Below are 23277 nucleotides of genomic sequence, written 5' to 3'. Positions count from 1 at the left end.
CGAATCACTACATTGGGCCGCATGAGCAACAGTTTTGACGATATGCCGTTCTTCGATGAGGAACCCGTGGCGCCGCGCAGGGCGACGAACAATGCCCCTTCGGAAAACGGCGGCGGGCTTGGCATTGCCGCCCGCGCCATGGCTGCGCGCGATCAAACGCGTGCCGCACCCGATTATCTTTCCGGCCTCAACCCGGAACAGCGCGATGCCGTGGAAACGCTGGACGGGCCGGTTCTCGTCCTCGCCGGCGCCGGCACCGGCAAGACCCGTGTTCTGACAACCCGCATTGCCCATATTCTCGCAACGGGCCGGGCCTATCCCAGCCAGATCCTCGCCGTGACCTTCACCAACAAGGCCGCCCGCGAGATGAAGGAACGCATCGGCGTTCTCGTCGGCGGCGCGGTCGAGGGCATGCCCTGGCTCGGCACGTTCCACTCCATCGGCGTCAAGCTGTTGCGTCGTCACGCCGAACTCGTCGGCCTGAAGTCGGATTTCACCATTCTCGATACGGATGACGTGGTGCGGCTGATCAAGCAGCTCATCCAGGCCGAAGGTCTCGATGACAAGCGCTGGCCGGCCAAACAGTTCGCCGGCATGATCGACGGCTGGAAGAACAAGGGCCTGACGCCGCCGGATATTCCTGAAGGAGACAGCCGCGCCTTCGCCAATGGCAAGGGCCGCGAGCTCTATACCGCCTATCAGAACCGGCTGAAAACGCTGAATGCCTGCGATTTCGGCGATCTTCTGATGCACCCGATCAGCATCTTCCGCCGCCATACGGATATTCTGAAGGAGTATCACCAGAAGTTCCGTTACATTCTGGTGGACGAATATCAGGACACCAACACGGCGCAATATATGTGGCTGCGGCTGCTTGCGCAGCGCGCCAAGGGCGAGCCGCAAAACGTCTGCTGTGTGGGTGACGACGACCAGTCGATCTATGGCTGGCGCGGCGCGGAAGTGGACAACATCCTGCGCTTCGACAAGGATTTTCCCGGCGCCAAGGTCATCAAGCTCGAACGCAATTACCGCTCCACCGAGCATATTCTCGGCGCGGCCGGCCACCTCATCGCGCATAATGAGGGACGCCTCGGCAAGACGCTGTTTACCGAACGCAGCAGCCCTGACGACGAAAAGGTCGTGGTGCATGCGGCCTGGGATTCCGAGGAGGAAGCCCGCGCAGTCGGCGAAGAGATCGAGCAGCTTCAGCGCAAGGGTCACCTGCTGAACGACATGGCGATCCTCGTCCGCGCCTCCTTCCAGATGCGCGAATTCGAAGACCGTTTTGTCACGCTCGGCCTCAATTACCGCGTCATCGGCGGCCCGCGCTTTTATGAGCGCCTCGAAATCCGCGATGCCATGGCCTATTTTCGCCTCGTCTGCCAGCCGGCCGACGATCTCGCCTTCGAGCGGATCGTCAATACGCCGAAGCGCGGCCTTGGCGATACGACGATCCGCAACCTGCACGACTATGCGCGTGCCCGCGACATTCCGATGCTGGCGGCGGCGGCCGACATCATCGAAACCGACGAGCTGAAGCCGAAGGCGCGCAAGGCGCTGTTCGATGTGGTGCAGGATTTCCGCCGCTGGCAGGGTCTGCTCGAAAACACCGAGCACACCACGCTTGCCGAGCAGATTCTCGACGAAAGCGGCTATACCGCCATGTGGCAGGCCGACAAGACGGCCGAAGCGCCCGGACGCCTTGAGAACCTGAAGGAACTCATCCGCTCGATGGAAGCCTTTGAAAGCATGCGCGGTTTCCTCGAGCATGTCGCCCTCGTCATGGATGCCGAGCAGAACGAAAATCTCGATGCCGTCTCCATCATGACGCTGCATTCCGCCAAGGGTCTGGAATTCGACACCGTCTTCCTGCCCGGCTGGGAGGAAGGCCTGTTTCCGCACCAGCGGGCGCTGGATGAAGGCGGCCGCTCCGGTCTGGAGGAAGAACGTCGTCTTGCCTATGTCGGCATTACGCGTGCCAAGAAACTCTGCCATATCTGGTTCGTCTCGAACCGGCGCATTCACGGGCTGTGGCAATCCACCCTGCCCTCGCGCTTCCTGGATGAACTGCCGCCCGCCCATGTCGATGTCGCAGCATCCGACAGCAATTACGGCAGTTATGGCGGGCGTGGTGGCTACGGACAATCGCGTTTCGACAAGGCAGATCCCTTTGCCAACACCTATTCCACCCCGGGCTGGAAGCGTGCGCAGCAGAACCGTAGCGATGCCACCCGCGACAACTGGGGCACGCGCTCCGGCCATGCGGTGGAACGTATTGGCTATGGCGAAAGCGGCCCGCGCACCCGCACCATCGATGGGGAACTGGTGGCCAAATCCGTGGCCGACACGCCGTCAAAATTCTTCGTCGGCGACCGCGTCTTCCACATCAAGTTCGGCAACGGCAATATCGCTGCCATCGAGGGGAACAAGCTCACCATCGACTTCGACCGCGCCGGCCAGAAGCGCGTGCTGGATGGATTTGTGGAAAAGGTTTGATTCAACAACTATGAGTGCCTGAAGGCCGCTTTTCCCATAGCCCACGTCACGCCATTGCAATAAAGGAGTTGCAATGGGATGTGAGAACCGGGTGAGGACTGCTTTGCATATATTGCCGAAAAGCCAGCGCAAGCTTGCGGTTTTCCTGATCAACATGGACGGCGCCACCAAGCGCCTCGCGGATATGACCGCGCGCCTTGATGCCATGGGTCTCAAGGCGGAGCGCATCCCAGGCGTCAATGGCAGGGAGCTGAATTATCCAATCCCGGAATTCAGCGAAATTTCCTATATGCTGATGCATGGCCGCCGCACGTCACCTCCGGAAATCGGTTGCTATCTCAGCCATGTCGCCTGCGCCCGAAAATTCATGGAAGGCGATGCCGATATCTCGCTCATCCTCGAGGATGACGTGATCTTCGATGATGATTTTCTCAATGCGATTGATGAGGCGGCGCTGAATGGCTCAGACTGGGACTTGCTGCGTCTCACGACGGTCAGCAATGGGCGGAAATTTCCGTTCCGTCCGCTCTCGAACGGTCGCTCGCTCGCCATTGCGCTGACACGCGAGAAAGGCTCAGGCGCCTATCTCGTCAACCGTCGTGCCGGACAATGGATATCGAAGCTCATCCCGATGCGGCTCGCCTACGATATCGCCTTCGATCTTGAATATCTCTCCGGCCTGAAGGCCGCCTTCATCTATCCGCTCTGCGCCACACAGGATGCGGATGGTGAAAGCCAGATCCAGAACAATCTGCGCATTTACCGCCTGCCGCGCTGGCGGTATTTTACTGTCCTGCCCTATCGGGCCTATCTGGAAACCAGCCGGTTCCTGCTGCGCGGTATTCGCTTCGCGGTCGCCAGGGCACGCGTTGCAATGGAACGCGGCAAGGGCGACGCCGCCCCAGCCGGTCATTGATCGCTCCGTCTTACACTTCGCCGGGCGTGAAGCCGATGAGATAAATTGCCGCCACAACGGCTCCGACAATAAAAATCGAGACGACGAAAATCGTCATCCGGTTCAACGGTTTGCGTGTCGTTTTCTTCATGCTGCAATAATGCGTAGCCACATCGCTTGTTCCGCAACGCTCAGGATAATCTCGTCCAAATCCGCCAGCTCTCGCAATTCGATTCCGATTCAGGCGCAGATGGGCTAAAGCTCGTATCCATCTTCAGCTTTTCCGATCCGACATGACAGACACGACGCATCCACGCCTGAATCCGCTGCATCTCGCCGCCGCCTTCGCCAGCGGTTGTCTTTTGACGCTGATGGTGCATTTCAACGGACAGCTCGCCCATTACGGCAACGCGCTGTTTTCTTCCTGGACGGCGCACGGCACCGGCACGGTGGCGGCGCTGGTCTATCTGGCTATCATGCGTTCGAAGAAAGACCTTTCGGCCCCGGCAAAACCGAAAGCGCCGCTCTGGGCCTATTGCGGCGGCGTTGTGGGTGCCGCGATCGTCATCCTCACCTCCACCGCCGTCAATTCACCGCTGGCGCTTTCGGGAACCATTGCGCTCGGACTTGGTGGACAGGTCATCTTCAGCCTTCTGGCTGATATTTTCGGTCTGTTCGGACTGCCCAGAAGAAAGCCGGACCTTCGGGACATGGCGGCAGTGGCGCTCATTCTGTGCGGCAGCGCACTCATCATCCTTGTCGGGAGAACGGCATGATCGTCTGGATCGCCATGGCCTTTACCGGCGGCGTCTTCGTGGCGCTGAGCCGCCAGATCAACGGCCGACTCAGCCTGTCAAACTCGCCGCTCATCGCGTCTTTCTGGAATCACATCGTCGGTTTTGCCGTGCTGACCGTGATCGGACTCGTTGTCGGCGGCCTCATTCCACCGGGTGCGGCCGATGCACCTTGGCTTGCCTTTATCGGCGGCCCCATCGGCGTCGTCTTCATCGCTTCGGGAAGCTGGCTCATCCCCCGCATCGGCGCGGTCAACACCGCGCTTCTGGTCATAAGCGGCCAGATGGTCTCAGGTGTGATGCTCGATCTTTTCAGCGATCATCCGCCGAAAATCTGGGCCAGCGCTCTCGGCATCCTGCTCATTCTGGCCGGCATGGTGCTGACGCAGCGGCGCAGCCGTTAAATATTCGCGCAGTCACGAGTCGCTGCCGCGCGAGAACATGCCGAGCAGCGTCTTGCCGCCGCTTTTACCACCGCTGCTCGCGAGCGTCGGGCGGTTGCCGTTCAGCTTCGGCACGACCACCATGCGCTTGACCTCACCGCGCTTGAAGGCCGCGAGGAAGCGGGAATAGTCGCGGAACACAACGCAGCCATTGGATTCGCCGCGTTTCGCCAGCATGTATGTATGAGCAAGAAGCCCGTCGCGGCCGTGCGGATTGACACCGTTTTCCGGCGTCAGGCGAATGGCTTCAACGCCGTGGAAGCGCGCCTCGCGCATTGTCAGCTTGTAGCTTGAAGGCGGTGTGGACCCGCGCATCTTGACGTGAACATAATCGGGATTGTCGCGCATCTTGCCGATACCGGAATGCGCTTCCAGTTTCTCGCCATTCGGCATGTGCACCACGCCGGAAGAGATATCGTAGATCGCCGTGCCATTGCCACGGTCAGGCCACGGAACCGCATCCATCTTGCTTGGCTCACGCATCGGATTATCCGGTTTCGCGAAGGCCAGCATGGCGCCGGTGCTCTGTTTTGGCGCCTGCGGCGCCCGCAGCGGAACCGGCGCATCGAAAGCAGACGCAGAGGCGACAGCGGGAACGCGCTCATCCGCCTTGGCAGTTGCCGCAGGACGCGGTGACGGCTCGACCGTTTGAGCTGTCGCGACATCAGGTCTGAAGCTTGGCAGCGGCACGTCGTCGGGAAGCAGACTGCTTGCCTCTTCCTCGACTTGCGGTCGGGCCAGCGCCACTTCGAATGCCGGATGCTGTGGAACGGCGCTCTGATAGGCAACCTCGGAGGTGCGTCCAAGCGCCGAATCGACGATCGCGGAAGGCTGAAGCGCGGCAAGTTCCTTGACGGTCGCCTGTCCTTTGGCGTTCGCCGCCGCGCCAAATCGTTCGCCGAATTCTTTCGCGCCGATCTCCGGCATGATGCCGGCAAGGCGGACGGCCTTCTGCTGGCCGTGACTGTGGTCGCTCAGGCGGGAAAACTTGCGGACGTGAATATCACGCGCCGCCGTGCGGGCAATCGCCGCCTCGGCTGTATCCAGCCTTGCCACAAGCGTCTTTTCAAATTGTCCGACGCCATGCGAGGCGGCGGCCATACCGTGCAGCGAAGCGAAAGCGGCAAAGGCAAAAAGGCCGGCAAAGGCACCGCCACCAAGAAGCGCCGACATTCGCCCGAACGAAAAGGATTTGCCTCTCTTGAGGGAATGCGAACCGGCAAGACCGGCGCCGTTATAGGCCGCAGCAGAAAACGCCATGATACTCGTTACTCGAACCGTTCACGCATACCCGGCCGACGCCGGAGGGATTTTGGGACATCCGAAGAACGGGCGAACACCGGGCCGCTTTCGGAACTGACTGGTTCGAAGCATGACGAATTATGGTAACCAAAGTGTTTACGAGTCCCTGCAAAAATATTTCGTTAAAGTCTGCGCATTGTGGGGCTAAGGCAAAACAATGACTTACGCGGATACCGGGTGCTTGTGCACCGCGTGGTCCCGGGGAAGCGCCCTAATGGCGTCATTGGCCTTGAAAAATTTCCGCCGTATTGTCAGGTAATTTCCGACTTTGCCGGAAATTTGCTGGAAATGCGGCAGGAGTGCGACATGAAAGGTCGCTGCTCCCCACCACAGCACATGCCGGGCAGGCGGAAAAAGGCTTGATCCCCCAGGAGCAGCTTGGCATCCTGCCCGGAAAAGGGAGGCCATCATGAAGGCGTTGCTGCTTATCGATATTCAGAACGGTTTCTGCCCGGGCGGCAATCTGGCCGTTGCCGATGGAGACAAGGTCGTGCCCACTGCCAATGCCCTGATCGACAATGGCGGCTACGACCTCATCGTCGCCTCGCAGGACTGGCACCCGGAAAACCACGGCAGTTTCGCCTCGCAGCATCCCGGCAAGAAACCCTTCGACATGGGCGAACTCTCCGGCAAACCGCAGATGATGTGGCCCGACCATTGCGTGCAGGGCACGGCGGATGCGGAATTCCACCCGGATCTGAAGACGGAAGCTTTCGACTACATTCAGCAGAAAGGCGAAAACCCCGCTGTCGACAGCTACTCCGCCTTTCGCGACAATGACCAGGGCGCGACGACGGGGCTTTCCGATTATCTGACCCGACAGGGCGTGACGCAACTCGATGTCTGTGGCCTCGCCACCGATTATTGCGTCAGTTTTTCGGTGCTCGATGCGCTGGACATGCTGCCCGGCGTCAAGGTCCGCTTCATCGAAGATGCCAGCCGCGGCATCGACCCGCAGGGTATAAAAGCCGCTATTGCGACGATGCGTGAAAAAGGCGCGATCATTCTTAAAAGCCGCGACATATTGCGCGATTAAAGGGAGCTGCGCCTACCAGTTTACCGATTGCCGTGCTCGCCACAGGAGCCCTTTTGATAGGCCTCTGCGCAGTGGGTGCATCAGCGCGGCTTCGGTTTCTCCAGCACGTCTATATCCCCCGCCGCGTCCTCAAGACGTCTCAGAATCGCCGCCTGCGCATCGCGAAGCCCCTGATTGTAGAACACATATCCCAATTCCTCCGCCAGAAAATCCACGAAGATTTCCGCCTGCAGAAGGCCGATTTCAGCTTCGGCTTCCCGGGCAAGATAGTCCCGGACACGTGCGGCCAACGCGGCCTTCTCCTGCTTCTCCAGCATCGATCTTCCATGGTCAGATTGTTCAGCGGCGCCGGAAGAGGGCGATGAGACCGCCCGCCCGGCAGCATACCGTAACGGAAGCTTCAAGTTAATCAATCGATCCATTCATGCAATTCGTTTGCCAGTCGGACGGGACGGCGATAGAGCGGCGGCAAGGAGTTCCAGAGATGTTCAATAAAGATTTTCGCGAGGGATTGAAGGGCGGTTTCCCGATCGCCCTCTCCGCCGCCCCTTTCGGTGCGCTGTTCGGCGCGGTCGCGGTCGATAACGGGCTGAGCGTCACCGAAGCCACGATCATGAGCGGCACCGTCTACGCCGGCGCAAGCCAGCTCGTCGGTATCGAACTGTTCGGCCAGAAGGTTGCCCCCTGGCTGATCGTTCTTTCCGTGTTCGCCGTCAATTTCCGCCATATCCTCTATTCCGCCGCCATCGCCCGAATGATCTCGAACTGGTCATTCCTGCAGAAGGCCGCGGGTTTCTTCGTGCTGGTGGATCCGCAATTCGCCGAATCGGTGAGGAAATACGAAAATACCGGCACGGTGGGCTTTTCCTGGTACATGGGCTTTGCGGCACCCGTTTATGTGCTGTGGCTGGCCATGACCATTCTCGGCGCATCGCTCGGCAATATGATCGGCGACCCGAAAGCCATCGGTCTCGATGTCCTGCTGCCGATCTATTTCATGGGCATGGTGCTGAGCTTCCGTCAGCGAGAAAATTTCTACCCTGTCATGCTGGCAAGTGCAGTCGGCGCAACGGTTGCCTATCACATCGTCGGTTCGCCGTGGCATGTCAGTCTCGGCGCCGTCGCCGGAATTCTCGTCGCGGTCCTCTATCCGCCGAAACCGAATGGCGCGACGAATTCTGAGAATGGGGTGGAAACGCCATGAGTAACGTTCTGCATGCAGATACGATTTTCCTGATCGCACTCGCCGCCATCGCCACCTATCTCACCCGCATCGGCGGTTATGTGTTGATGACGCGGATGAAATCCATCCCGCCGCGGATGGAGGCGGGCCTGAACGCCGTTCCCGTGGCGGTTCTCACCACGCTCGTCGCACCCGCCTTTTTTGAAGGCGGATACGAGGTGAAGATCGGCATGGTGGGCGCCCTTCTGGTCTGCCTGCGCTTTCCCGGCCTGACGATGCTCGCCGTCGGCTGGGCCATCGTCATCACCATCCGGCATTTCGGGCTGCTTTAAGCAACCCGCTCCAATGGCTTGGTCGCCGCAACGAGCCACGCCTTGACTTCTTCGTCGGTTATCAGGGGAGAAAGCTTCTCCAGCACGCCTGCGTGGTAGGCATTTAGCCAGTTGAGCTCCTCGTCAGTTAAAAGTGCGGTGACCACCAGCCGTCGGTCAATGGGGCACCATGTCAGCGTCTCGAAAGAGAACATCGGCTGGTCGCCTCCGGCCACCTCCTCCGCCTCGCGCACATAGATAAGGTTTTCGATACGGATGCCGAAGGCACCCGGACGATAATAACCCGGCTCGTTCGACAGGATCATGCCGGGCAAAAGCTCCTGTGTCGACAGCCGCGAAATGCGCTGCGGCCCCTCATGCACCGAAAGATAGGAACCGACACCGTGGCCGGTGCCGTGGGCATAATCCGCGCCAGCTTTCCAGAGAGCGATGCGCGCCAGCGGATCGAGATCGCAACCGCGCGTTCCCTTTGGAAACCGTGCGGTGCTTATGCCGATCATGCCCTTCAGGACCAGCGTGAAGAAGCGCTTCTGCTCCTCCGGAACGCTGCCGACGGCAACGGTGCGGGTAATGTCCGTGGTGCCGTTAACATATTGCGCACCGGAATCGACGAGGAACATCTCACCATCGGCAAGTGTGCGATCCGTATCTGTCGTGACGCGGTAATGGATGATGGCAGCATGTGCGCCGGCCCCGGAAATCGTGTCGAAAGAGACATCCTTGAGCGGGTTTTGCAGCCCCTGCCCCACCTTGACGCGAGCCGCCTCCAGCGCCTTGACGGCGTCGATTTCCGTCACCGTGCCGGGCTGCTGGCGATCCAGCCAGCAGAGATATTCGACCATGGCCGCCCCATCCTGCACATGGGCGGCGGCGGAACCGGCAAGCTCAGCTCTGTTCTTGCGCGCGCGGGGCAGACGGACTGGATCGGCTTCCTCGATCAGGGAGCCGCCCGCTGCGGTAATTGCGCCGGTCAGCGCCACTGGCGTCAGATCGGCATCCACCATCACCCGGCCCTTGGCGCTGGCAATGGCGTGCAGGCGATCCGCGATCTTCGACGGCGGCAATTGTGTCGCGAGCTGCGCCAGATAGGCCTCGGCCTCGATGCCGGTCTTGCGCTTGTCGAGAAAAATATCGGCCCTGCCATCTGCGTAAATGATCGCGCGGGCGAGCGGGTGCGGTGTATGCGGCACGTCGTTGCCGCGAACATTGAAAATCCAGGCGATTGACGAAGGATCGGTCACCAGCAGTGCATCCGCCCCCTTTGCGGAAACGGTTTCCGCCAGTGAGGCAATCTTCTCCTTCGCCAGTTTGCCGGTAAATGCCTCTGGCTGGATGACGACGGGCTCCAGCGGTTCGGAGGGACGATCCTGCCACAGCGCATCGAGCGGGTTCTTTTCCAGAAGAACGATTGAACCGCCTTTGCCGGCGATCGCCTTGTCCAGCCGCTTCAATTCGGCGCCGGTGTGCAGCCACGGATCGATACCAAGCCGGAAACCCTTTGGAGCATGTTCGGCAAGCCAGACGGAGGGTGGCGCACCGACCAGATCACCACCAGTGAACACTGTCTGGTCAACCTGCGAGCTTAGCTGCGTCGTATAGCGCCCATCGACGAATACCACCGCTTCCTTCCGCGTTACCAGTGCAATGCCGGCGGAACCGGTAAATCCGGTCAACCATGAGAGGCGCTCGGCGCACTCAGGCACATATTCTCCCTGATATTCATCGGCACGCGGCACCAGAAACCCATCGATACCGAGGGCATCGAAACCGGCGCGCAGCGCCTCGACGCGAGCCTTGCCGAATTGCGGCGCGGATTTGTTTTCGAAGGTCTGGAACATGGGCATCTTTCGGGAACTGACATGGAGAAAGCTGTTTGTCGGCACCATCAAATCGTTGGCGCGCAACGACAATGCCACGCGGACAAAGCCGGTTTCAAGACATAAGTGATGCCCGGGATTGCGGTGATAAATTGGGCATATTTTGCGAAATAAGTAATACTGAAGGCTTAGTGATATGCAAAAAATGCATTCCTACCCTGATATATACCCTCTAACCAAACAAAAACACATCGCTTATATCAGGATCAACACAGCGAGAGAGACACTCTCCTGGCAAACAAGGATTTGAAGCAATGGCAAAATCTTTCCTCCGCACCGCCTTCGATCGCGTCGTTGAAGCACGCGAGCGTCAGGTCAGCCGTCATGTCAACGCCGCCCTTCTGAACCTCGACGACAAGTCGCTCGAAGCGCTCGGCATGAACCGCGCCGATCTGCGTCGCAAGGCAAAGTCCAGCTACGTATTCTGATTTTATCCGGCGCGGCATTCCTCCCTACCCCCCGTCCGGACAGGAATACGTCTACCCGCTTGAGCAAGCTCCTCCCAGGCTCGCGGGTTTTCAGGCGGCGCGAAAGCGCCGCCTTTTCTTTTGTCCGCAATAAATGTTGCGAGAGCTTCAGTCCTTGCGAAGATGCAGCGTCACCCAGCCATTGCGCCAGATGGTGCGGACATGGGAAAGCCTTGCGCCATTATAGGCGGAAAGCACCTTCCAGCGCTGTGACGCCAGAATACCCGACAGGATGACAGTGCCGCCGGGTGCCAGATGCGTGACGAGCTGCGGCGCCATCTTGATGAGTGGCCGCGCTAGAATATTGGCGATGATGAGATCGAACGGGCCATGCTTGCGGAAGGCGTCCGAGTGAAAACCCGGCGCCGTCTCCAGCACCATGCCCGAGACAATGCCGTTAAGCCGGACATTTTCCTTCGCCACCCTCACAGCGACGGGATCGATGTCCGTCGCAAGCACGGGAATAGGACGCATCTTGCGCACGGCGATGGCCAGAACGCCGCTGCCAGTGCCGAGATCGAGCGCGTTGCGCACGGGCCGCGCCCGCAGAACCTCTTCGATCATTTCGAGGCACCCCGCCGTCGTGCCATGATGGCCGGTGCCGAAAGCCTGTCCCGCCTCGATTTCGATGGCCAGATCGTTCGGCCGCACCTTGTCGCGATCATGAGCGCCGTGAACAATGAAACGCCCTGCCCGGACAGGCTTCAAACCTTCAAGCGATCTGGCGATCCAGTCGACATCAGGAACAATCTCCTTCTCGATGACAAGGCCCGGAAAGGCCGGCGCAAGCAGCGTACTGATGCGCTCGCGAAATTCCTCTTCCTGCTCCGCCATCAAATAGACAGAGGCTTCCCAGATGTCACGCTTCTCGTCCACCTCGGTCGTGGCGATCGCAACATCCTCCTCGCCGAAATAGTCCGACATCAAATCGAGAATTTCACCGGCCTTGATTTCGGTCGTGGTGACGTAAAGTCGGATTTCGCTCACGGCAGGCTGTTTCCTCTGGCTTCGGCTGTTCAATCTGCCTTTGCCACAAAACCGCACTCAGTCCAATAAGCCGAACGCAATTAAACCTTCGCGCCCTTCAGCAGATTCTGAAGCTTCTGCTCGGCAACATCGGGATTTTCACCATAGGCGATCGTTCCCGCAAAACGGCCATTGGCATCGAGAAGTATAACGGATGCCGTGTGATCCATGGTGTAATCGCCATTCGGGTCCTTCTCATCCACCGGCACTTTTTTGGCATAGATGCGATAGCCTTTCAGCATCTCGGCAATCTTGTCGGCCGGTCCGGTAATGCCGGTGATCCGCTTCGACACGTTGGACACATACTGCTGCATGATTTCAGGCGTATCACGCTCGGGATCGACGGAAACAAAATAGGCCTGCAGCTTGTCGCCGGCCGGATCCACCTTCTCCATCCAGCCATTCAGCTCGAACAGGGTCGTCGGGCAGACTTCCGGGCAATGGGTGAAACCGAAGAAAAGCGCTGTCGGCTTGCCCTGAAAGGCTTTTTCGGTAATCGGCTGACCCGTTTGAGCCGTCAGTTCGAACGGCACGCCATAGGCGGTCTCCACCATCTGCTCGCGGGTCTTTGTCATTTCGATCGTCAGCCAGCTGACGACGCCGGCTAGAACGAGCACGACCGCCCACAATACGATGCGAATATTTCTCATTGTCCAATCCTACCCCGAAAGCCTGCGCCGTGTCCGGGCGTCCGACAGACAGATAGCGAAGGACGGCGGCGACGGCAAATCAACTGGCCGTATTTGAGCCGACCGCGCTGATTTGTCACAAAGCCCGACGACGGCGCGGCGTCACAGGCACCAGGCGATACCGCTCTGCACGGCGGAAAGGAAAATATCGGTGCCGTGCCGCACCCAGCCGTCAAACGCAAGAAGCACGATGGCAAGCGAAGCCACCACCGAAAGTCCAGCCAGAATAAACTTCAGAGGATGGGAAACGAGCGCGTTCATGTTCCTATCATAGCCCGTCCACGCACAGTCGAAAACCGGTAAAATACTGGAGTTTGCCGTGGCGAGATGGAGAATTGTTAGGGAAAGTTTAAAATCTTGCCATGCATTATGACCCCAGCGGCTTTTCAAGCCTCGACATGATGTCTCCCGGTCCATTCTCCGGCCGCCGCATAAAGCTCAATCCTGCGTGGGCCTGTTAGAGAGCCATCAGAGGAAACCTGCCGTCATGTCCAACGCCATCAAGCAATCCGGCGCATATCTCGAAATCGTTTCCTTTCATCTGGGCGATCAGGAATTCTGCATCGATATCATGGCGATCCGCGAAATCCGCGGCTGGGCGCCGGTGACCCCGATGCCGCACACCCCGCCCTATGTTCTCGGCCTCATCAACCTGCGCGGCGCCGTCATTCCCGTCATCGACATGGCCGGCCGCCTCGGCATGAAAATGACCGAGCCCTCCGAGCGCTCCGCCATCATCGTTACCGATATCGGCGGCAAGCTGGTCGGCCTTCTGGTGGAACAGGTCTCCGACATGATGACCATCCGCTCCGAAGACCTGCAGCCCGCGCCCGATATCATTCCGGAAGAACAGCGAAGCTTCTGCCGCGGCATCGTCGCGTTGGAAAAAAGCATGGTCTGCTTCCTCAACCTCGATACGGTTATCGCCGACGAACTGGCGCGCGAAGCCGCGTAATCCCCGGCATCGACATGGCAATTGCGGGGGCGAGCCTTACGGCTTGCCCTTTTCCCATGTCACCTGCTGGTTATAGAGCGGCACCGTCGATATCGCCATCTTGGCGGAACCATCGGTCAGTTCCCGCGCGTGCACCAGATAAATCAGCGTATCATTGGCCTTGTCGTAGACGCGGCTGACGACGAGTTTCTTCCAGACCAGCGACATCCCCTGCCGAAACACCTCTTCGCCGCCCTTCGAAAGATTGATGTCACCAATCTCCACCGGCCCGGTCTGGCTGCAGGAAATGGCGTTGTTGGAGGGGTCTTCGAACCAGTTGCCGTTTTTCAGCCGGTCGATGACGCCACGCTCGAAATAGGTCACATGGCACGTCACGCCTTTGATCTTCGGATCAGCGATCGCCTCTATCACGATATCATTGCCGATCCAGTCGACGCCGACCTCGCCAACCACCTGCGAATTTGCCGCAGTCACCGGAAGCAACACCAGAAAGCCCGCAAACAAGCCCGACAGAGTTTTCTTTGTCATCGCATCTTCTCCGTTACGCTGCTTCAAACATAGGTGGAAGCCACCGTTACGCAACCCGGGCGGCAGGCCGTTTTTTCATGCTGCACGGCTGGTAGCCCGTGGCGGTAAGTCGACCGGCCACCATGCCGATTTTCTCCGGCAGATCGTGGATATGGGCGACACTCAATGCCTTGGCCGCCGCAATCGACGCGGCCGCGCAGACAACGGCATCTTCCGCGGCATTATGGTGCACGAAACGCAGCTGAAGGTGATGAGCGATCACATTCAGCTTGTGCGACGCCAGATTGGGCCAGACATGCCGGGCGATCTTGACGCTGCACAGATAGGAAAGATCGGGATAGGACTGTCGATATTTGTCGAAGGACGCGCGCATGACGCTGAAATCAAAGGCGGCATTGTGGGCTATCATCGTCGCACCATGGAAGTCGTCGATGAACTCCTCCATCACCTCGGGAAATTCCGGCGCATCCTCGACATCGGCAGGGCGGATGCCGTGCACGGCGATGTTGAAGGGCGAAAACCGCATGTCCTTCGGCCGGATCAGCCGTTCCTCGACACGAACGATCGTCCCGTCTTTTATCCAGGCAAGGCCGACGGAGCAGGCGCTGCCCCGCTCTTCATTCGCGGTTTCGAAGTCGATGGCGATGGTTTTCAAGAGTGATTCCCGTTGTTTCTTCCGGCATAAACCGGATCGGCCTCAAAGAGAACCGGCTTCGCTGGAATGCGCTTCCGAAAGCATCCAGTCGATGAGCGTCGCGAGATCGGGATTATCGAGCATACGCCTGGGATAAACGAGGAAATAGGCGAGCGTGCTGGTCATGTCTTTACCGAATGGCGCAATCAATGCACCTTCGGCAAGCTCGCGGGAAACGAGCGAACGCCGGGTCAGTGCAATGCCATGCCCGGCCTTGGCGGCATCCAGCGCGCCGTTGCTGTCGATGAAAACGGTGCCGCCGGACGCGTCGACTTCCGCTGCACCTGCCGCTTCCAGCCAGCGCCGCCATTCATTGCGGTTTTCATCATGCAGCAGCGGGACCGATTTCAGATCGCCCGCTTCCCGTAGCGGGCCGTATTTTTCAAGAAGCTGGGGCGAGCAGACCGGCAACGTGCTGTCATCAATGAAGCGGATGCTCTCAAGCCCTTCGTACCGTCCGAAACCGTGCCGGACGGCCAGATCGACGTCGTCCCTCGAAAAATCCACCAATCGGTTCGTGACGCTGATGCGCACATCCACCTGCGGGTGCTGCTGCTGGAAGGCGGGCAATCGCGGCATCAGCCATTGCACGGCGAAGGTCGGTGTGCAGCTCAGCGTCAAAACGGTGATCTCAGACCGCGCTGTCAGCTCCGCCGTCGCCTCGCGCATCATCCGGAAAGCGGTGCGGAGCGCGCCGTAATAACGCTCCCCCTCGCGCGTCAGCTGGATGCTACGCGGCTTGCGAAAAAACAATTGCACACCAAGCCGCGCCTCCAGCTCCCGGATTTGCAGACTGACGGCGCCGGGCGTGACATTCAACTCGTTGGAGGCAAGCGTGACGCTGCGATAGCGCGCTGCGGCCTCGAAGGCCTGCAGCCCTTTCAGAGACGGGAGTTCGGTGGACATGATTTAGCTCAACTCAATTATCGAACGAGAAACAATCGTTTGAAAACACCATAAAACAGAGAGTAAATGGACGCAACAAGACACAACGCGACGTGAAAACCATCACCTCCGAGCTTGAGATTAACTCAACCAATATCGGGTGGATGGCGGGGATTCGGTCTGCGATCATGCCGATGCTCATGCGTTTTGGAGATGATGATGGCGATACAGAAACAGATGGATGCCCGCGAATGGGCGATGCTTGTCGCGCTTTCGCTCCTGTGGGGCGGTTCGTTCTTTTTCATCGGTGTTGCGGTCAAGGAACTGCCTCCCGTCACCATCGTCGCACTGCGTGTTACCCTTGCGGCAATCGCGCTTCAGATCGTCTGCCGCATCATGGGCCTTCGCCTGCCGAGGCAATGGGCGGTGTGGCGCGCCTTTTTCGGCATGGGCCTTCTGAATAACATCATTCCATTCTGCCTGATCGTCTGGGGCCAGACCCATATTGCCAGCGGACTGGCTTCGATCCTCAATGCTACAACGCCGCTCTTCACGGTTATCGTCGCGCATTTTCTCACCACTGATGAAAAGATGACCGGCAATAAGCTGACCGGCGTATTGGTCGGCTTTGCCGGCGTAGCAACCATGATCGGCCCCGCCGCCTTTACCGGCTCATCCGGCCTCTGGGGCCAGATCGCCGTCCTCGGCGCGGCCATCTCTTATGCCTTCGCGGGCATATTCGGCCGCCGCTTCAAGGCCATGGGCGTGCCGCCGCTGATGACCGCCACCGGCCAGATTTCCTCTTCGGCACTGATGCTGATCCCGGCCGCCCTTCTCATCGACAAGCCATGGACACTCGCCATGCCGAGCCTCGGCACGTGGGGCGCGCTTGTCGGCATCGCACTGCTCTCGACGGCGCTCGCCTATCTCATTTTCTTCCGCATTCTTGCCAGCGCCGGCGCCACCAACCTTGCCCTCGTCACCTTCCTCATCCCCGTCAGCGCCATCCTGCTCGGTTCCCTGCTTCTAGGGGAGCAACTGGAAGTGAAGCACTTCGCCGGCATGGCGATGATTGCTGCGGGTCTTGCGGCGATCGACGGCAGGCTGCCGTCAAAACTCAGAAGCCTGCTGGGCAACGCACCTGCTTGACAGAATTACACGGCAAAAGCATTGTGCGCCCATGATCGCGAAGCAGAACACCACCCGTCGTCACACCATCACCGGCCACCCGGCAGGGGAAGGTATGTCGTCGCGTTAAGCGATCCATTTCCACCCTGCCAGTCGAGCAGGGTTCGCACTCCTGCTCCCATACGCCCGAGGAGACAGGCATGCAGACTGTGAAATTTGCCGATAATGAAGATTCGCAATTCAGCTTGAATGAAGTCGTCCTGCGCGCCGCGCGTCTGGACGACGCTGAAGCCCTGACAGAAATGTTCAACCTGCCCGGCGTCCGTCACGGCACGCTTCGACAACCATTTCAGTCGGTTGAAAAAACACGAAAATCGATGGAGAACCGCGGCCCCAACGATATCACCATCGTTGGCGAATGGCGGGGAAAGATCGTTGCCAATGCAGGACTGTTCCGCAGGGCAGGAAGACAGTCCCACATTGCCGATCTGGTGATCAGTGTCCACGACGATTTTGCCGGCAGAGGTGTCGGAACATATATTCTGGCGGCTTTGATCGACACCGCCGATAATTGGCACGATATCCGCCGCATCGAACTCAACGTCTTCACCGACAATCTCCCCGCGATCCGGCTTCACGAGAAATTCGGTTTTGAACTTGAAGGCACCCTGCGCAACGACGCCTATCGTGATGGCAAATACGTTGATGCCCACGTGATGGCACGACTTCGATAGTCGGTTAGCTGCACAAGTGGTCGGCAAACACTTCCCGAATGGTCCGGCGCGACCATTCGGCCATTTTTTCGTTACGGCCGCGCTCGGCATCCAGAACGATCAGCGCCTTCCATAAGGCCCACCCGCGCCCGCGCTGCCATGTGGCCTCATCCAGATCGAGCGCTCTGCGAAAAACAGCCCGGCTTTCAGCATCAAGCACATTCCACGCGAGAATGAGATCAGAAGACGGATCGCCTACGCCGGAACTGCCGAAGTCGATGACTGCCGAAAGCCTGCCATCCTTCACCAGCAGATTGCCCTCGGCAATGTCGCCATGCACCCACACCCGCTGCTTTTGCCAATAGCTCGAAAGCGCAAGCTGCCATATCTCGATAGCCAGCGCCTGATCCACCTCACCGGCAAGCCGCGCCGCCGAGGCCTTCGCTTCCCCGTCATAGACTGCAAGCGAGCCCCCGCGATGAAAGTTATGCGCCCCTGCGACCGGGCCATCCACAGCATCCGCCTCGTGTAATGATTTCAAGAACGTGGCGACATCAATGGCAATGACCGACAGATCGACCTTCTCCAGATGCTGAGCAAGCGGTTCCCCTTCGAGCCAGCGATAGACCGACCAACGGAACGGATAACCCTGCCCCGGCTGCCCGAGCGCTACTGGAGCAGGGATCGGAAAAGGCAGGAAAGGCGCAAGCGTTGGCAGCCATCGATGCTCCTTCTCGACCTGCGCCACGTAACGGGTGGCGCTCGGCATGCGGATGAGCATTTCATCGCCAAGGCGAAAACTGCGATTGTCCCAGCCGCTCAGCTCCACCGGCCGAACATCTAACGCCGCCCATTGAGGAAACTGGCTGTCAACCAGCGCCCGGACCTGCTCTGCGCTGACGACGATGCGGTCATCCATGCCTTACCCTCCGTCTCAGGCACAAGCTCTAGCGGCAGAGGACAATATTTCCATGACGCCCCTCAGCCGCCGATCAGCGCCAGCCACTCGTCCTCATCCATGGTCTGCACGCCCAGTTCCGCCGCCTTGGCAAGCTTGGAGCCCGCTCCCGGCCCCGCCACCAGAATATCGGTCTTTTTCGAAACGGAACCGGCAACCTTGGCGCCCAGACTTTCCGCCCGGGCCTTCGCCTCGTCGCGGGTAAACTTCTCCAGCGAGCCGGTAAACACCACCGTCTTGCCTGCCACCGGGCTGCCTTCCGTAGAAGGCTTTTCCGCCTCTTTCGGACGAAGTTCCCTTATCAGCCGATCGATGACGTCTAGGTTGCGTGGCTCCTTGTAGAACTCGACAATGGCGCGGGCCACCACCTCGCCGATGCCGTCGATGGCATTAAGCTCGGCCCACGCATCGCTTGCGGGATCCGCCGCCGCCTTCATGCTTTCTTCGAAATGGTCGTAAGTGCCATAGGAGCGCGCCAGAAGCTTCGCCGTAGTCTCACCCACATGGCGGATGCCCAGCGCGAAGATGAGCCTGTGCAGATCGATCTCGCGGCGGGCATCGATGGCGTCGAACAGCTTCCTGACGCTGACCTTGCCAAAACCGTCGATATTTTCGAGCTTGGTCAGATGGGAAGCATCCTGACGCGCCTTCAGCGTGAAGATGTCGGGTGCGGTCTTGATCGAGAGCGCAGGATCGTCACTTTCGAAGAAGAAATCGATCTGCTTGGTGCCCAGCCCTTCGATATCGAAGGCATTACGCGAGACGAAATGTTTCAGATGCTCCACCGCCTGGGCCCGGCAGACGAAACCGCCGGTGCAGCGCGTGACCGAATCGAGCTTGCCGGTCTTCTCATTACGCTCCCGCACCGCATGGCTGCCGCAGACCGGACATTTTTCCGGGAAGGCGTATTTTGCCGCCCCGGCCGGTCGCTTTTCCAGAAGCACGTCCAGAACCTGCGGAATGACATCGCCGGCCCGCTGCACGATAACAGTGTCGCCGATGCGGATATCGTGATCTTCCGGGCGGATGCGCTCACCGCTATTCCCGATGCCCTCGATATAATCGGCATTATGCAGCGTGGCATTGGTAACGACGACACCGCCGACAGTGATGGGGGTAAGACGCGCGACCGGCGTCAGCGCGCCGGTGCGGCCAACCTGAATTTCGATATTTTCAACCGTCGTGAAGGCTTGCTCTGCTGGAAATTTATGCGCGGTCGCCCAACGCGGGCTGCGCGAGCGGAAGCCAAGCCGTTCCTGCAGATCAAGCCGGTCGACCTTGTAGACCACACCGTCGATATCGTAATCGAGATCGGGCCGCGCAACACCGATTTCATTATAATGCTCAAGCAATTGCTGGGCGGACGTGAATCGCTTCATCAGCGGATTAACCGGGAAACCCCATTCCCTGAACTTCTCGACGATGCCATATTGGGTATCAGCAATCCGCGTCGGCTGACCGCCATTCGAAACCTCGCCGAGGGCGTAGGCGAAAAACCGCAGCTTGCGTTTCGCCGTCACATTGGCGTCCAGCTGACGCAGGGAGCCGGAGGCAGTATTGCGCGGGTTCACGTAGGTCTGCTTGCCTTCCGCTTCCATCTGGGCGTTGAGCGCCAGAAAGTCGCTTTTGGCCATATAGACCTCGCCGCGCACTTCCACCACATCGGGCGCGTCGGCGGGCAGCTCGTTCGGAATTTCCTTGATGGTCCTGATATTGGGAGTGACATTTTCGCCGGTCGTGCCGTCACCGCGCGTCGCCGCTGTCTTCAGCCTGCGGTTTTCGTAGCGGATGGACATGGAAAGCCCGTCGATCTTCGGTTCCGCAGTGAAAGCAATGGAGTCATCAGGCAGATGCCCGAGGAAACGATAAACCGAACTGACGAAGTCGCGCAGATCTTCTTCCGAGAACGTATTGTCGAGCGACAGCATCGGTCGCGCATGCACGATGGGCGCAAAGGTCGGAAGCGGCGCGAAGCCTACTTTTTTCGATGGGCTGTCGGCCCGCACCAGCGCCGGGAAATTCGCTTCGATGGCGTCGTTGCGCCGCTTCAGCGCGTCATACTCCGCATCGGAAATCTCCGGCGCATCCTTGCCGTGGTAAAGCGCGTCATGGCGGGCAAGCTCGGCCGCCAGAAATGCAAGCTCCGAAGAGGCTTCAAGCTCGGTGAGGTTTTCAACGGGTTTCTGGTCTTTCGACATGACGGCCTCTTTTCGGAATTACCGAACGCTTTTAGCCGAAATAACAAACATTAAAAACAGTTTTGCCGCTGGACTCACAATGCCGAAAGGCACTGCACTGGCATTGCCGCGAAGGGTCAGTCCTTGGCTGCTAGAAGACGAGCGGCAGCAGCCCTTGCCTCGTCCGTCACGGACGCGCCAGCAAGCATACGGGCGATCTCTTCGGTGCGGTGCTGCGGCTCCATCGTGGCGACGCGCGTGGCGATACGCTCGCTTCCATCGCCGGACGGACCCTTTGAAATGAGAAGATGGGTCGCCGCCCGTGCCGCCACCTGCGGCGCATGGGTGACGGAAAGGACCTGCACGGTTTTGGACAGGCGGCGCAGCCGCTGGCCGATGGCATCCGCCACCGCGCCACCGACACCCGTGTCGATTTCGTCGAACACCAGGGTCGGTGCCGAACCGCGATCCGCCAGCGCCACTTTCAGCGCCAGCAGGAAGCGGGACAATTCGCCGCCTGATGCGACCTTCATGATCGGACCTGGGCGCGTGCCCGGGTTGGTCTGCACGTGGAATTCCACCGTATCGATGCCATCGGCCGTCGCCTGCTCGGGATCGGAGGTGACCTCGACGGTAAACCGCGCCCGCTCCAGCTTCAACGCCGGAAGCTCGGCCATGACAGCGTTGGAAAGCGCTTCCGCTGCATTACGGCGTTTGTCGGAAAGCGACTGCGCGGCACGGTCAAAATCAGCCTTCACGACGCCGAGATTGGCCTCGAGCTTGCCAAGCTTTTCTTCGCCTGCATCGAGATCGGCGAGATCGGCCACCATTTTTTCGGCGAGAGCGGGGAGGTCTGGCACGGCGACATTATATTTGCGTCCGGCGGCGCGCAACGCGAACAGCCGCTCCTCCACCCGCTCCAGCTCGCGCGGATCGAATTCTGTGCGGCGCAGCGCCGCTTCCACTTCCATCTGCGCATTGGAAAGATTGTCCAGCGCGGCATCCAGCAATTGCACGGTGTCTTCCAGCAGGCCGGGAGCCTCGTGGCTCTTGCGCTCCAGACGCCGCATCATGGATGCTATGACAGGCACGGGCGAAGCATTGCCGTTCAGGAACTCGCTGGCTTCAGCAATATCGCCAGCGATGCGTTCGGATTTTTGCATCACCGCCCGGCGTTCGGCCAGTTCATCCTCCTCGCCATCGCGCGGCGAAAGCGTTTCCAATTCTTCGACGGAAGAGCGCAGGTAATCCGCCTCTCGCGCCGCAGCCTCGACTTTTGCGCGATGCGTCTTTAAGGCCCGGTCAGCATCTTTCCAGGTGCGATAGAATGCCTGAACAGCGCGAGCCTCTTCGCTCAGCCCGGCAAAGGCATCCAGCAGCGTGCGGTGCGCATCCGTATCGACAAGCGCACGATCATCATGCTGGCCGTGAATCTCGACCAGCATCTGACCAAGCTGGCGCATCATCTGCACGCTGATGGCCTGATCGTTGATATAGGCCTTGGTGCGCCCGTCGGAAGATTGCACGCGGCGGAAAATCAGGTCGCCATCGTCATCGAGACCGTTTTCGCGCAGGAGAAGCCGTGTCGGATGATTGTTCGGCACCTCGAAAGTCGCGGTGACCTGCCCCTTTTCCTCCCCGTGGCGCACAAGGCCGCCATCGCCGCGGCCGCCAAGCGCCAGCGAGAGACTATCGAGAAGAATGGATTTGCCCGCACCCGTCTCGCCCGTCAACACGGAAAGGCCCGCCTCGAAACCGAGGTCGAGCCTTTCGATGAGAACGATATCGCGAATTGAGAGCTGGACCAGCATGGCCTATGCCCCGTCTCAGGCGCCGATGAGCTTCTTGCCGGCGCGCGAAATCCAGGACCCCTTATTCTCACGCGGCTCCAGGCCCTGGCCCTTCAGCAGCTTGTAGGAATCCGCATACCATTGGCTGTCGGGATAGTTGTTGCCGAGAACGGCAGCCGCAGTCTGCGCTTCGTCCACCAGGCCCATCGCGTAATAGGCTTCCGTCAGACGCGCCAGCGCTTCCTCGATCTGGTTGGTGTTCTGGTACTGCTCGACGACAATGCGGAAACGCGAAACGGCGGCGAGATATTCCTTGCGCTCAAGGTAATAACGACCGACCTGCATTTCGCGGCCGGCAAGCTGATCGCGGGCGAAACGGATCTTGGCCTGCGCATCCGCGACATATTCCGAATCGGGATAATCGTTGACGACCTTGTTCATCGCCTCAACTGTGCGCTGCGCGGCGCGCTGGTCCTGCGTGACGTCGGAAATCTGCTTCGAATAGGCAAGACCGATCATGTACTGAACGTAAGCGGCGTCCTTGGAACGCGGATATTGCCGCAGGAAACGGCTACCGGTGGTGATTGCCACATCGTTCTTGTTGGTGCGCGTGGCAATGAAGGTCTGCATGACAAGCGCCTTCTGGCCCCATTCGGTGAAGGGGTACTGCTTGTCGATCGCCTCGAACTTGCGTGAGGCTTCCGTCATATTGCCTTTGTTCATGTTCGCCAGCGCTTGCTTGTACAGAACGTCAGGCGGATCGGTCTCCACGCCAAGCTTGGTGATGTCGATATCCGGATCGGACTGGCAGGCAGTGACGACGACGCTCGCGCCGACCAACATCAACGAAACGGCGATCCCCCGCATCGTACCCTTCATTGCACCAGACCCTACATGCTTCATTCGACA

24 protein-coding genes are annotated in these 23277 nt (G+C 59.5%); 11 read left to right on the top strand and 13 right to left on the bottom strand.

The window, feature by feature from the left end:
- Positions 1–21 precede the first annotated feature (21 nt).
- The 4 genes from DOU54_RS00650 (at position 22) to DOU54_RS00635 (ending at position 4589) form a co-directional block, all read left to right on the top strand.
- The gene (locus DOU54_RS00650) at positions 22–2496 is read left to right on the top strand and encodes an ATP-dependent helicase (RefSeq protein WP_113381296.1); all 2475 of its coding nucleotides are present in this window, start codon (positions 22–24) and stop codon (positions 2494–2496) included.
- 103 nt (positions 2497–2599) lie between these two features.
- Positions 2600–3412 carry a glycosyltransferase family 25 protein gene (locus tag DOU54_RS00645; RefSeq protein ID WP_077987447.1) on the top strand — a complete coding sequence of 271 codons (813 nt, stop codon included), beginning with the start codon at positions 2600–2602 and terminating at the stop codon, positions 3410–3412.
- A gap of 272 nt (positions 3413–3684) precedes the next feature.
- A complete protein-coding gene (locus DOU54_RS00640; protein WP_004442751.1) occupies positions 3685–4167 on the top strand; it encodes a DMT family transporter in 483 nt (160 codons plus the stop codon).
- The gene (locus DOU54_RS00635) at positions 4164–4589 is read left to right on the top strand and encodes a DMT family transporter (RefSeq protein WP_022556583.1); all 426 of its coding nucleotides are present in this window, start codon (positions 4164–4166) and stop codon (positions 4587–4589) included. Before DOU54_RS00640 ends, DOU54_RS00635 begins: the two co-directional genes overlap by 4 nt.
- Positions 4590–4601: 12 nt before the next feature.
- Here DOU54_RS00635 and DOU54_RS00630 read toward each other — a convergent pair whose 3' ends face one another.
- The gene (locus DOU54_RS00630; RefSeq protein ID WP_113381174.1) at positions 4602–5888 is read right to left on the bottom strand and encodes a DUF2778 domain-containing protein; all 1287 of its coding nucleotides are present in this window, start codon (positions 5886–5888) and stop codon (positions 4602–4604) included.
- A gap of 451 nt (positions 5889–6339) precedes the next feature.
- On the opposite strand from DOU54_RS00630, the gene pncA reads away from it, so the two are divergent.
- A complete protein-coding gene (pncA, locus tag DOU54_RS00620; RefSeq protein ID WP_034498807.1) occupies positions 6340–6966 on the top strand; it encodes a bifunctional nicotinamidase/pyrazinamidase in 627 nt (208 codons plus the stop codon).
- An 80-nt stretch (positions 6967–7046) separates the two neighbouring features.
- Here the strand turns inward: pncA and DOU54_RS00615 are convergent, their stop codons facing one another.
- The gene (locus DOU54_RS00615; RefSeq protein ID WP_006697775.1) at positions 7047–7283 is read right to left on the bottom strand and encodes a DUF2164 domain-containing protein; all 237 of its coding nucleotides are present in this window, start codon (positions 7281–7283) and stop codon (positions 7047–7049) included.
- A 167-nt stretch (positions 7284–7450) separates the two neighbouring features.
- On the opposite strand from DOU54_RS00615, the gene DOU54_RS00610 reads away from it, so the two are divergent.
- Both DOU54_RS00610 and DOU54_RS00605 read left to right on the top strand, forming a co-directional pair.
- Complete coding sequence (locus DOU54_RS00610; RefSeq protein ID WP_045531905.1) at positions 7451–8170, top strand: AzlC family ABC transporter permease; 720 nt, start codon at positions 7451–7453, stop codon at positions 8168–8170.
- Positions 8167–8481: an AzlD family protein gene (locus tag DOU54_RS00605; RefSeq protein ID WP_113381175.1), complete on the top strand. Its 315-nt coding sequence runs from the start codon at positions 8167–8169 to the stop codon at positions 8479–8481. Before DOU54_RS00610 ends, DOU54_RS00605 begins: the two co-directional genes overlap by 4 nt.
- Here DOU54_RS00605 and DOU54_RS00600 read toward each other — a convergent pair.
- The gene (locus tag DOU54_RS00600; RefSeq protein WP_006697772.1) at positions 8478–10319 is read right to left on the bottom strand and encodes an aminopeptidase P family protein; all 1842 of its coding nucleotides are present in this window, start codon (positions 10317–10319) and stop codon (positions 8478–8480) included. The two genes, DOU54_RS00605 and DOU54_RS00600, sit on opposite strands and share 4 nt — an antisense overlap.
- Positions 10320–10612: 293 nt before the next feature.
- On the opposite strand from DOU54_RS00600, the gene DOU54_RS27290 reads away from it, so the two are divergent.
- Complete coding sequence (locus DOU54_RS27290) at positions 10613–10786, top strand: hypothetical protein (RefSeq protein WP_003522343.1); 174 nt, start codon at positions 10613–10615, stop codon at positions 10784–10786.
- Between the two features lie 147 nt (positions 10787–10933).
- Here DOU54_RS27290 and DOU54_RS00590 read toward each other — a convergent pair whose 3' ends face one another.
- The 3 genes from DOU54_RS00590 to DOU54_RS27285 form a co-directional block, all read right to left on the bottom strand.
- Positions 10934–11812, bottom strand: coding sequence for a 50S ribosomal protein L11 methyltransferase (locus DOU54_RS00590; RefSeq protein ID WP_113381176.1), 879 nt, complete (start codon positions 11810–11812; stop codon positions 10934–10936).
- An 80-nt stretch (positions 11813–11892) separates the two neighbouring features.
- Positions 11893–12501 carry a cytochrome oxidase assembly protein Sco gene (sco, locus tag DOU54_RS00585; RefSeq protein ID WP_006697770.1) on the bottom strand — a complete coding sequence of 203 codons (609 nt, stop codon included), beginning with the start codon at positions 12499–12501 and terminating at the stop codon, positions 11893–11895.
- A gap of 141 nt (positions 12502–12642) precedes the next feature.
- The gene (locus DOU54_RS27285) at positions 12643–12801 is read right to left on the bottom strand and encodes a hypothetical protein (RefSeq protein WP_006697769.1); all 159 of its coding nucleotides are present in this window, start codon (positions 12799–12801) and stop codon (positions 12643–12645) included.
- A gap of 226 nt (positions 12802–13027) precedes the next feature.
- Here DOU54_RS27285 and DOU54_RS00580 point away from each other — a divergent pair, with 226 nt between their 5' ends.
- Positions 13028–13495, top strand: a complete 468-nt coding sequence (locus DOU54_RS00580) for a chemotaxis protein CheW (RefSeq protein ID WP_003522339.1) — start codon at positions 13028–13030, stop codon at positions 13493–13495.
- A 36-nt stretch (positions 13496–13531) separates the two neighbouring features.
- On the opposite strand, the gene DOU54_RS00575 is transcribed toward DOU54_RS00580, so the two are convergent.
- From DOU54_RS00575 to gcvA, 3 genes are read right to left on the bottom strand one after another with little or no spacing between them, the layout of a single operon-like run.
- A complete protein-coding gene (locus DOU54_RS00575) occupies positions 13532–14023 on the bottom strand; it encodes a CreA family protein (protein ID WP_113381177.1) in 492 nt (163 codons plus the stop codon).
- 46 nt (positions 14024–14069) lie between these two features.
- Positions 14070–14678, bottom strand: coding sequence for a 3'-5' exonuclease (locus DOU54_RS00570; protein WP_113381178.1), 609 nt, complete (start codon positions 14676–14678; stop codon positions 14070–14072).
- Between the two features lie 42 nt (positions 14679–14720).
- Positions 14721–15623: a transcriptional regulator GcvA gene (gene gcvA / locus DOU54_RS00565; protein WP_107339247.1), complete on the bottom strand. Its 903-nt coding sequence runs from the start codon at positions 15621–15623 to the stop codon at positions 14721–14723.
- A 198-nt stretch (positions 15624–15821) separates the two neighbouring features.
- Here gcvA and DOU54_RS00560 point away from each other — a divergent pair, with 198 nt between their 5' ends.
- Both DOU54_RS00560 and DOU54_RS00555 read left to right on the top strand, forming a co-directional pair.
- Positions 15822–16751 (top strand): DMT family transporter, encoded by a 930-nt coding sequence (locus DOU54_RS00560; RefSeq protein ID WP_006697766.1) that lies wholly within the window; start codon positions 15822–15824, stop codon positions 16749–16751.
- Positions 16752–16930: 179 nt separating this feature from the next.
- Positions 16931–17464 (top strand): GNAT family N-acetyltransferase, encoded by a 534-nt coding sequence (locus DOU54_RS00555; protein WP_113730236.1) that lies wholly within the window; start codon positions 16931–16933, stop codon positions 17462–17464.
- A 4-nt stretch (positions 17465–17468) separates the two neighbouring features.
- Here the strand turns inward: DOU54_RS00555 and DOU54_RS00550 are convergent, their stop codons facing one another.
- The 4 genes from DOU54_RS00550 to DOU54_RS00535 all read right to left on the bottom strand — a co-directional run bounded on the left by DOU54_RS00550 (position 17469) and on the right by DOU54_RS00535 (position 23271).
- Complete coding sequence (locus DOU54_RS00550; protein WP_113381179.1) at positions 17469–18362, bottom strand: aminoglycoside phosphotransferase family protein; 894 nt, start codon at positions 18360–18362, stop codon at positions 17469–17471.
- Between the two features lie 62 nt (positions 18363–18424).
- Complete coding sequence (gene ligA, locus DOU54_RS00545) at positions 18425–20599, bottom strand: NAD-dependent DNA ligase LigA (RefSeq protein WP_004442778.1); 2175 nt, start codon at positions 20597–20599, stop codon at positions 18425–18427.
- A gap of 116 nt (positions 20600–20715) precedes the next feature.
- Entirely contained in the window at positions 20716–22389 is a 1674-nt protein-coding gene (gene recN, locus DOU54_RS00540; RefSeq protein WP_004442779.1) for a DNA repair protein RecN, read from the bottom strand.
- Between the two features lie 15 nt (positions 22390–22404).
- Positions 22405–23271 carry an outer membrane protein assembly factor BamD gene (locus DOU54_RS00535; RefSeq protein ID WP_006697761.1) on the bottom strand — a complete coding sequence of 289 codons (867 nt, stop codon included), beginning with the start codon at positions 23269–23271 and terminating at the stop codon, positions 22405–22407.
- Between the last annotated feature and the right edge of the window lie 6 nt (positions 23272–23277).

Source organism: Agrobacterium sp. MS2, assembly GCF_003261015.1.
Classification (GTDB): domain Bacteria; phylum Pseudomonadota; class Alphaproteobacteria; order Rhizobiales; family Rhizobiaceae; genus Agrobacterium; species Agrobacterium pusense.
The sequence above is the reverse complement of the archived record's forward strand: the minus strand, read 5'-3'. Positions and strand labels throughout refer to the sequence as shown.

What these genes read in the sequence shown, in the direction of transcription:
- DOU54_RS00650 (WP_113381296.1), top strand. Translation starts at nt 22, where the DNA reads ATGAGCAACAGTTTTGACGATATGCCGTTCTTCGATGAGGAACCCGTG.
- DOU54_RS00640 (WP_004442751.1), top strand. Translation starts at nt 3,685, where the DNA reads ATGACAGACACGACGCATCCACGCCTGAATCCGCTGCATCTCGCCGCC.
- DOU54_RS00635 (WP_022556583.1), top strand. Translation starts at nt 4,164, where the DNA reads ATGATCGTCTGGATCGCCATGGCCTTTACCGGCGGCGTCTTCGTGGCG.
- DOU54_RS00630 (WP_113381174.1), bottom strand. Translation starts at nt 5,888, where the DNA reads ATGGCGTTTTCTGCTGCGGCCTATAACGGCGCCGGTCTTGCCGGTTCG.
- pncA (WP_034498807.1), top strand. Translation starts at nt 6,340, where the DNA reads ATGAAGGCGTTGCTGCTTATCGATATTCAGAACGGTTTCTGCCCGGGC.
- DOU54_RS00615 (WP_006697775.1), bottom strand. Translation starts at nt 7,283, where the DNA reads ATGCTGGAGAAGCAGGAGAAGGCCGCGTTGGCCGCACGTGTCCGGGAC.
- DOU54_RS00610 (WP_045531905.1), top strand. Translation starts at nt 7,451, where the DNA reads ATGTTCAATAAAGATTTTCGCGAGGGATTGAAGGGCGGTTTCCCGATC.
- DOU54_RS00605 (WP_113381175.1), top strand. Translation starts at nt 8,167, where the DNA reads ATGAGTAACGTTCTGCATGCAGATACGATTTTCCTGATCGCACTCGCC.
- DOU54_RS00600 (WP_006697772.1), bottom strand. Translation starts at nt 10,319, where the DNA reads ATGTTCCAGACCTTCGAAAACAAATCCGCGCCGCAATTCGGCAAGGCT.
- DOU54_RS27290 (WP_003522343.1), top strand. Translation starts at nt 10,613, where the DNA reads ATGGCAAAATCTTTCCTCCGCACCGCCTTCGATCGCGTCGTTGAAGCA.
- sco (WP_006697770.1), bottom strand. Translation starts at nt 12,501, where the DNA reads ATGAGAAATATTCGCATCGTATTGTGGGCGGTCGTGCTCGTTCTAGCC.
- DOU54_RS27285 (WP_006697769.1), bottom strand. Translation starts at nt 12,801, where the DNA reads ATGAACGCGCTCGTTTCCCATCCTCTGAAGTTTATTCTGGCTGGACTT.
- DOU54_RS00580 (WP_003522339.1), top strand. Translation starts at nt 13,028, where the DNA reads ATGTCCAACGCCATCAAGCAATCCGGCGCATATCTCGAAATCGTTTCC.
- DOU54_RS00575 (WP_113381177.1), bottom strand. Translation starts at nt 14,023, where the DNA reads ATGACAAAGAAAACTCTGTCGGGCTTGTTTGCGGGCTTTCTGGTGTTG.
- gcvA (WP_107339247.1), bottom strand. Translation starts at nt 15,623, where the DNA reads ATGTCCACCGAACTCCCGTCTCTGAAAGGGCTGCAGGCCTTCGAGGCC.
- DOU54_RS00560 (WP_006697766.1), top strand. Translation starts at nt 15,822, where the DNA reads ATGGCGATACAGAAACAGATGGATGCCCGCGAATGGGCGATGCTTGTC.
- DOU54_RS00555 (WP_113730236.1), top strand. Translation starts at nt 16,931, where the DNA reads ATGCAGACTGTGAAATTTGCCGATAATGAAGATTCGCAATTCAGCTTG.
- DOU54_RS00550 (WP_113381179.1), bottom strand. Translation starts at nt 18,362, where the DNA reads ATGGATGACCGCATCGTCGTCAGCGCAGAGCAGGTCCGGGCGCTGGTT.
- ligA (WP_004442778.1), bottom strand. Translation starts at nt 20,599, where the DNA reads ATGTCGAAAGACCAGAAACCCGTTGAAAACCTCACCGAGCTTGAAGCC.
- recN (WP_004442779.1), bottom strand. Translation starts at nt 22,389, where the DNA reads ATGCTGGTCCAGCTCTCAATTCGCGATATCGTTCTCATCGAAAGGCTC.
- DOU54_RS00535 (WP_006697761.1), bottom strand. Translation starts at nt 23,271, where the DNA reads ATGAAGCATGTAGGGTCTGGTGCAATGAAGGGTACGATGCGGGGGATC.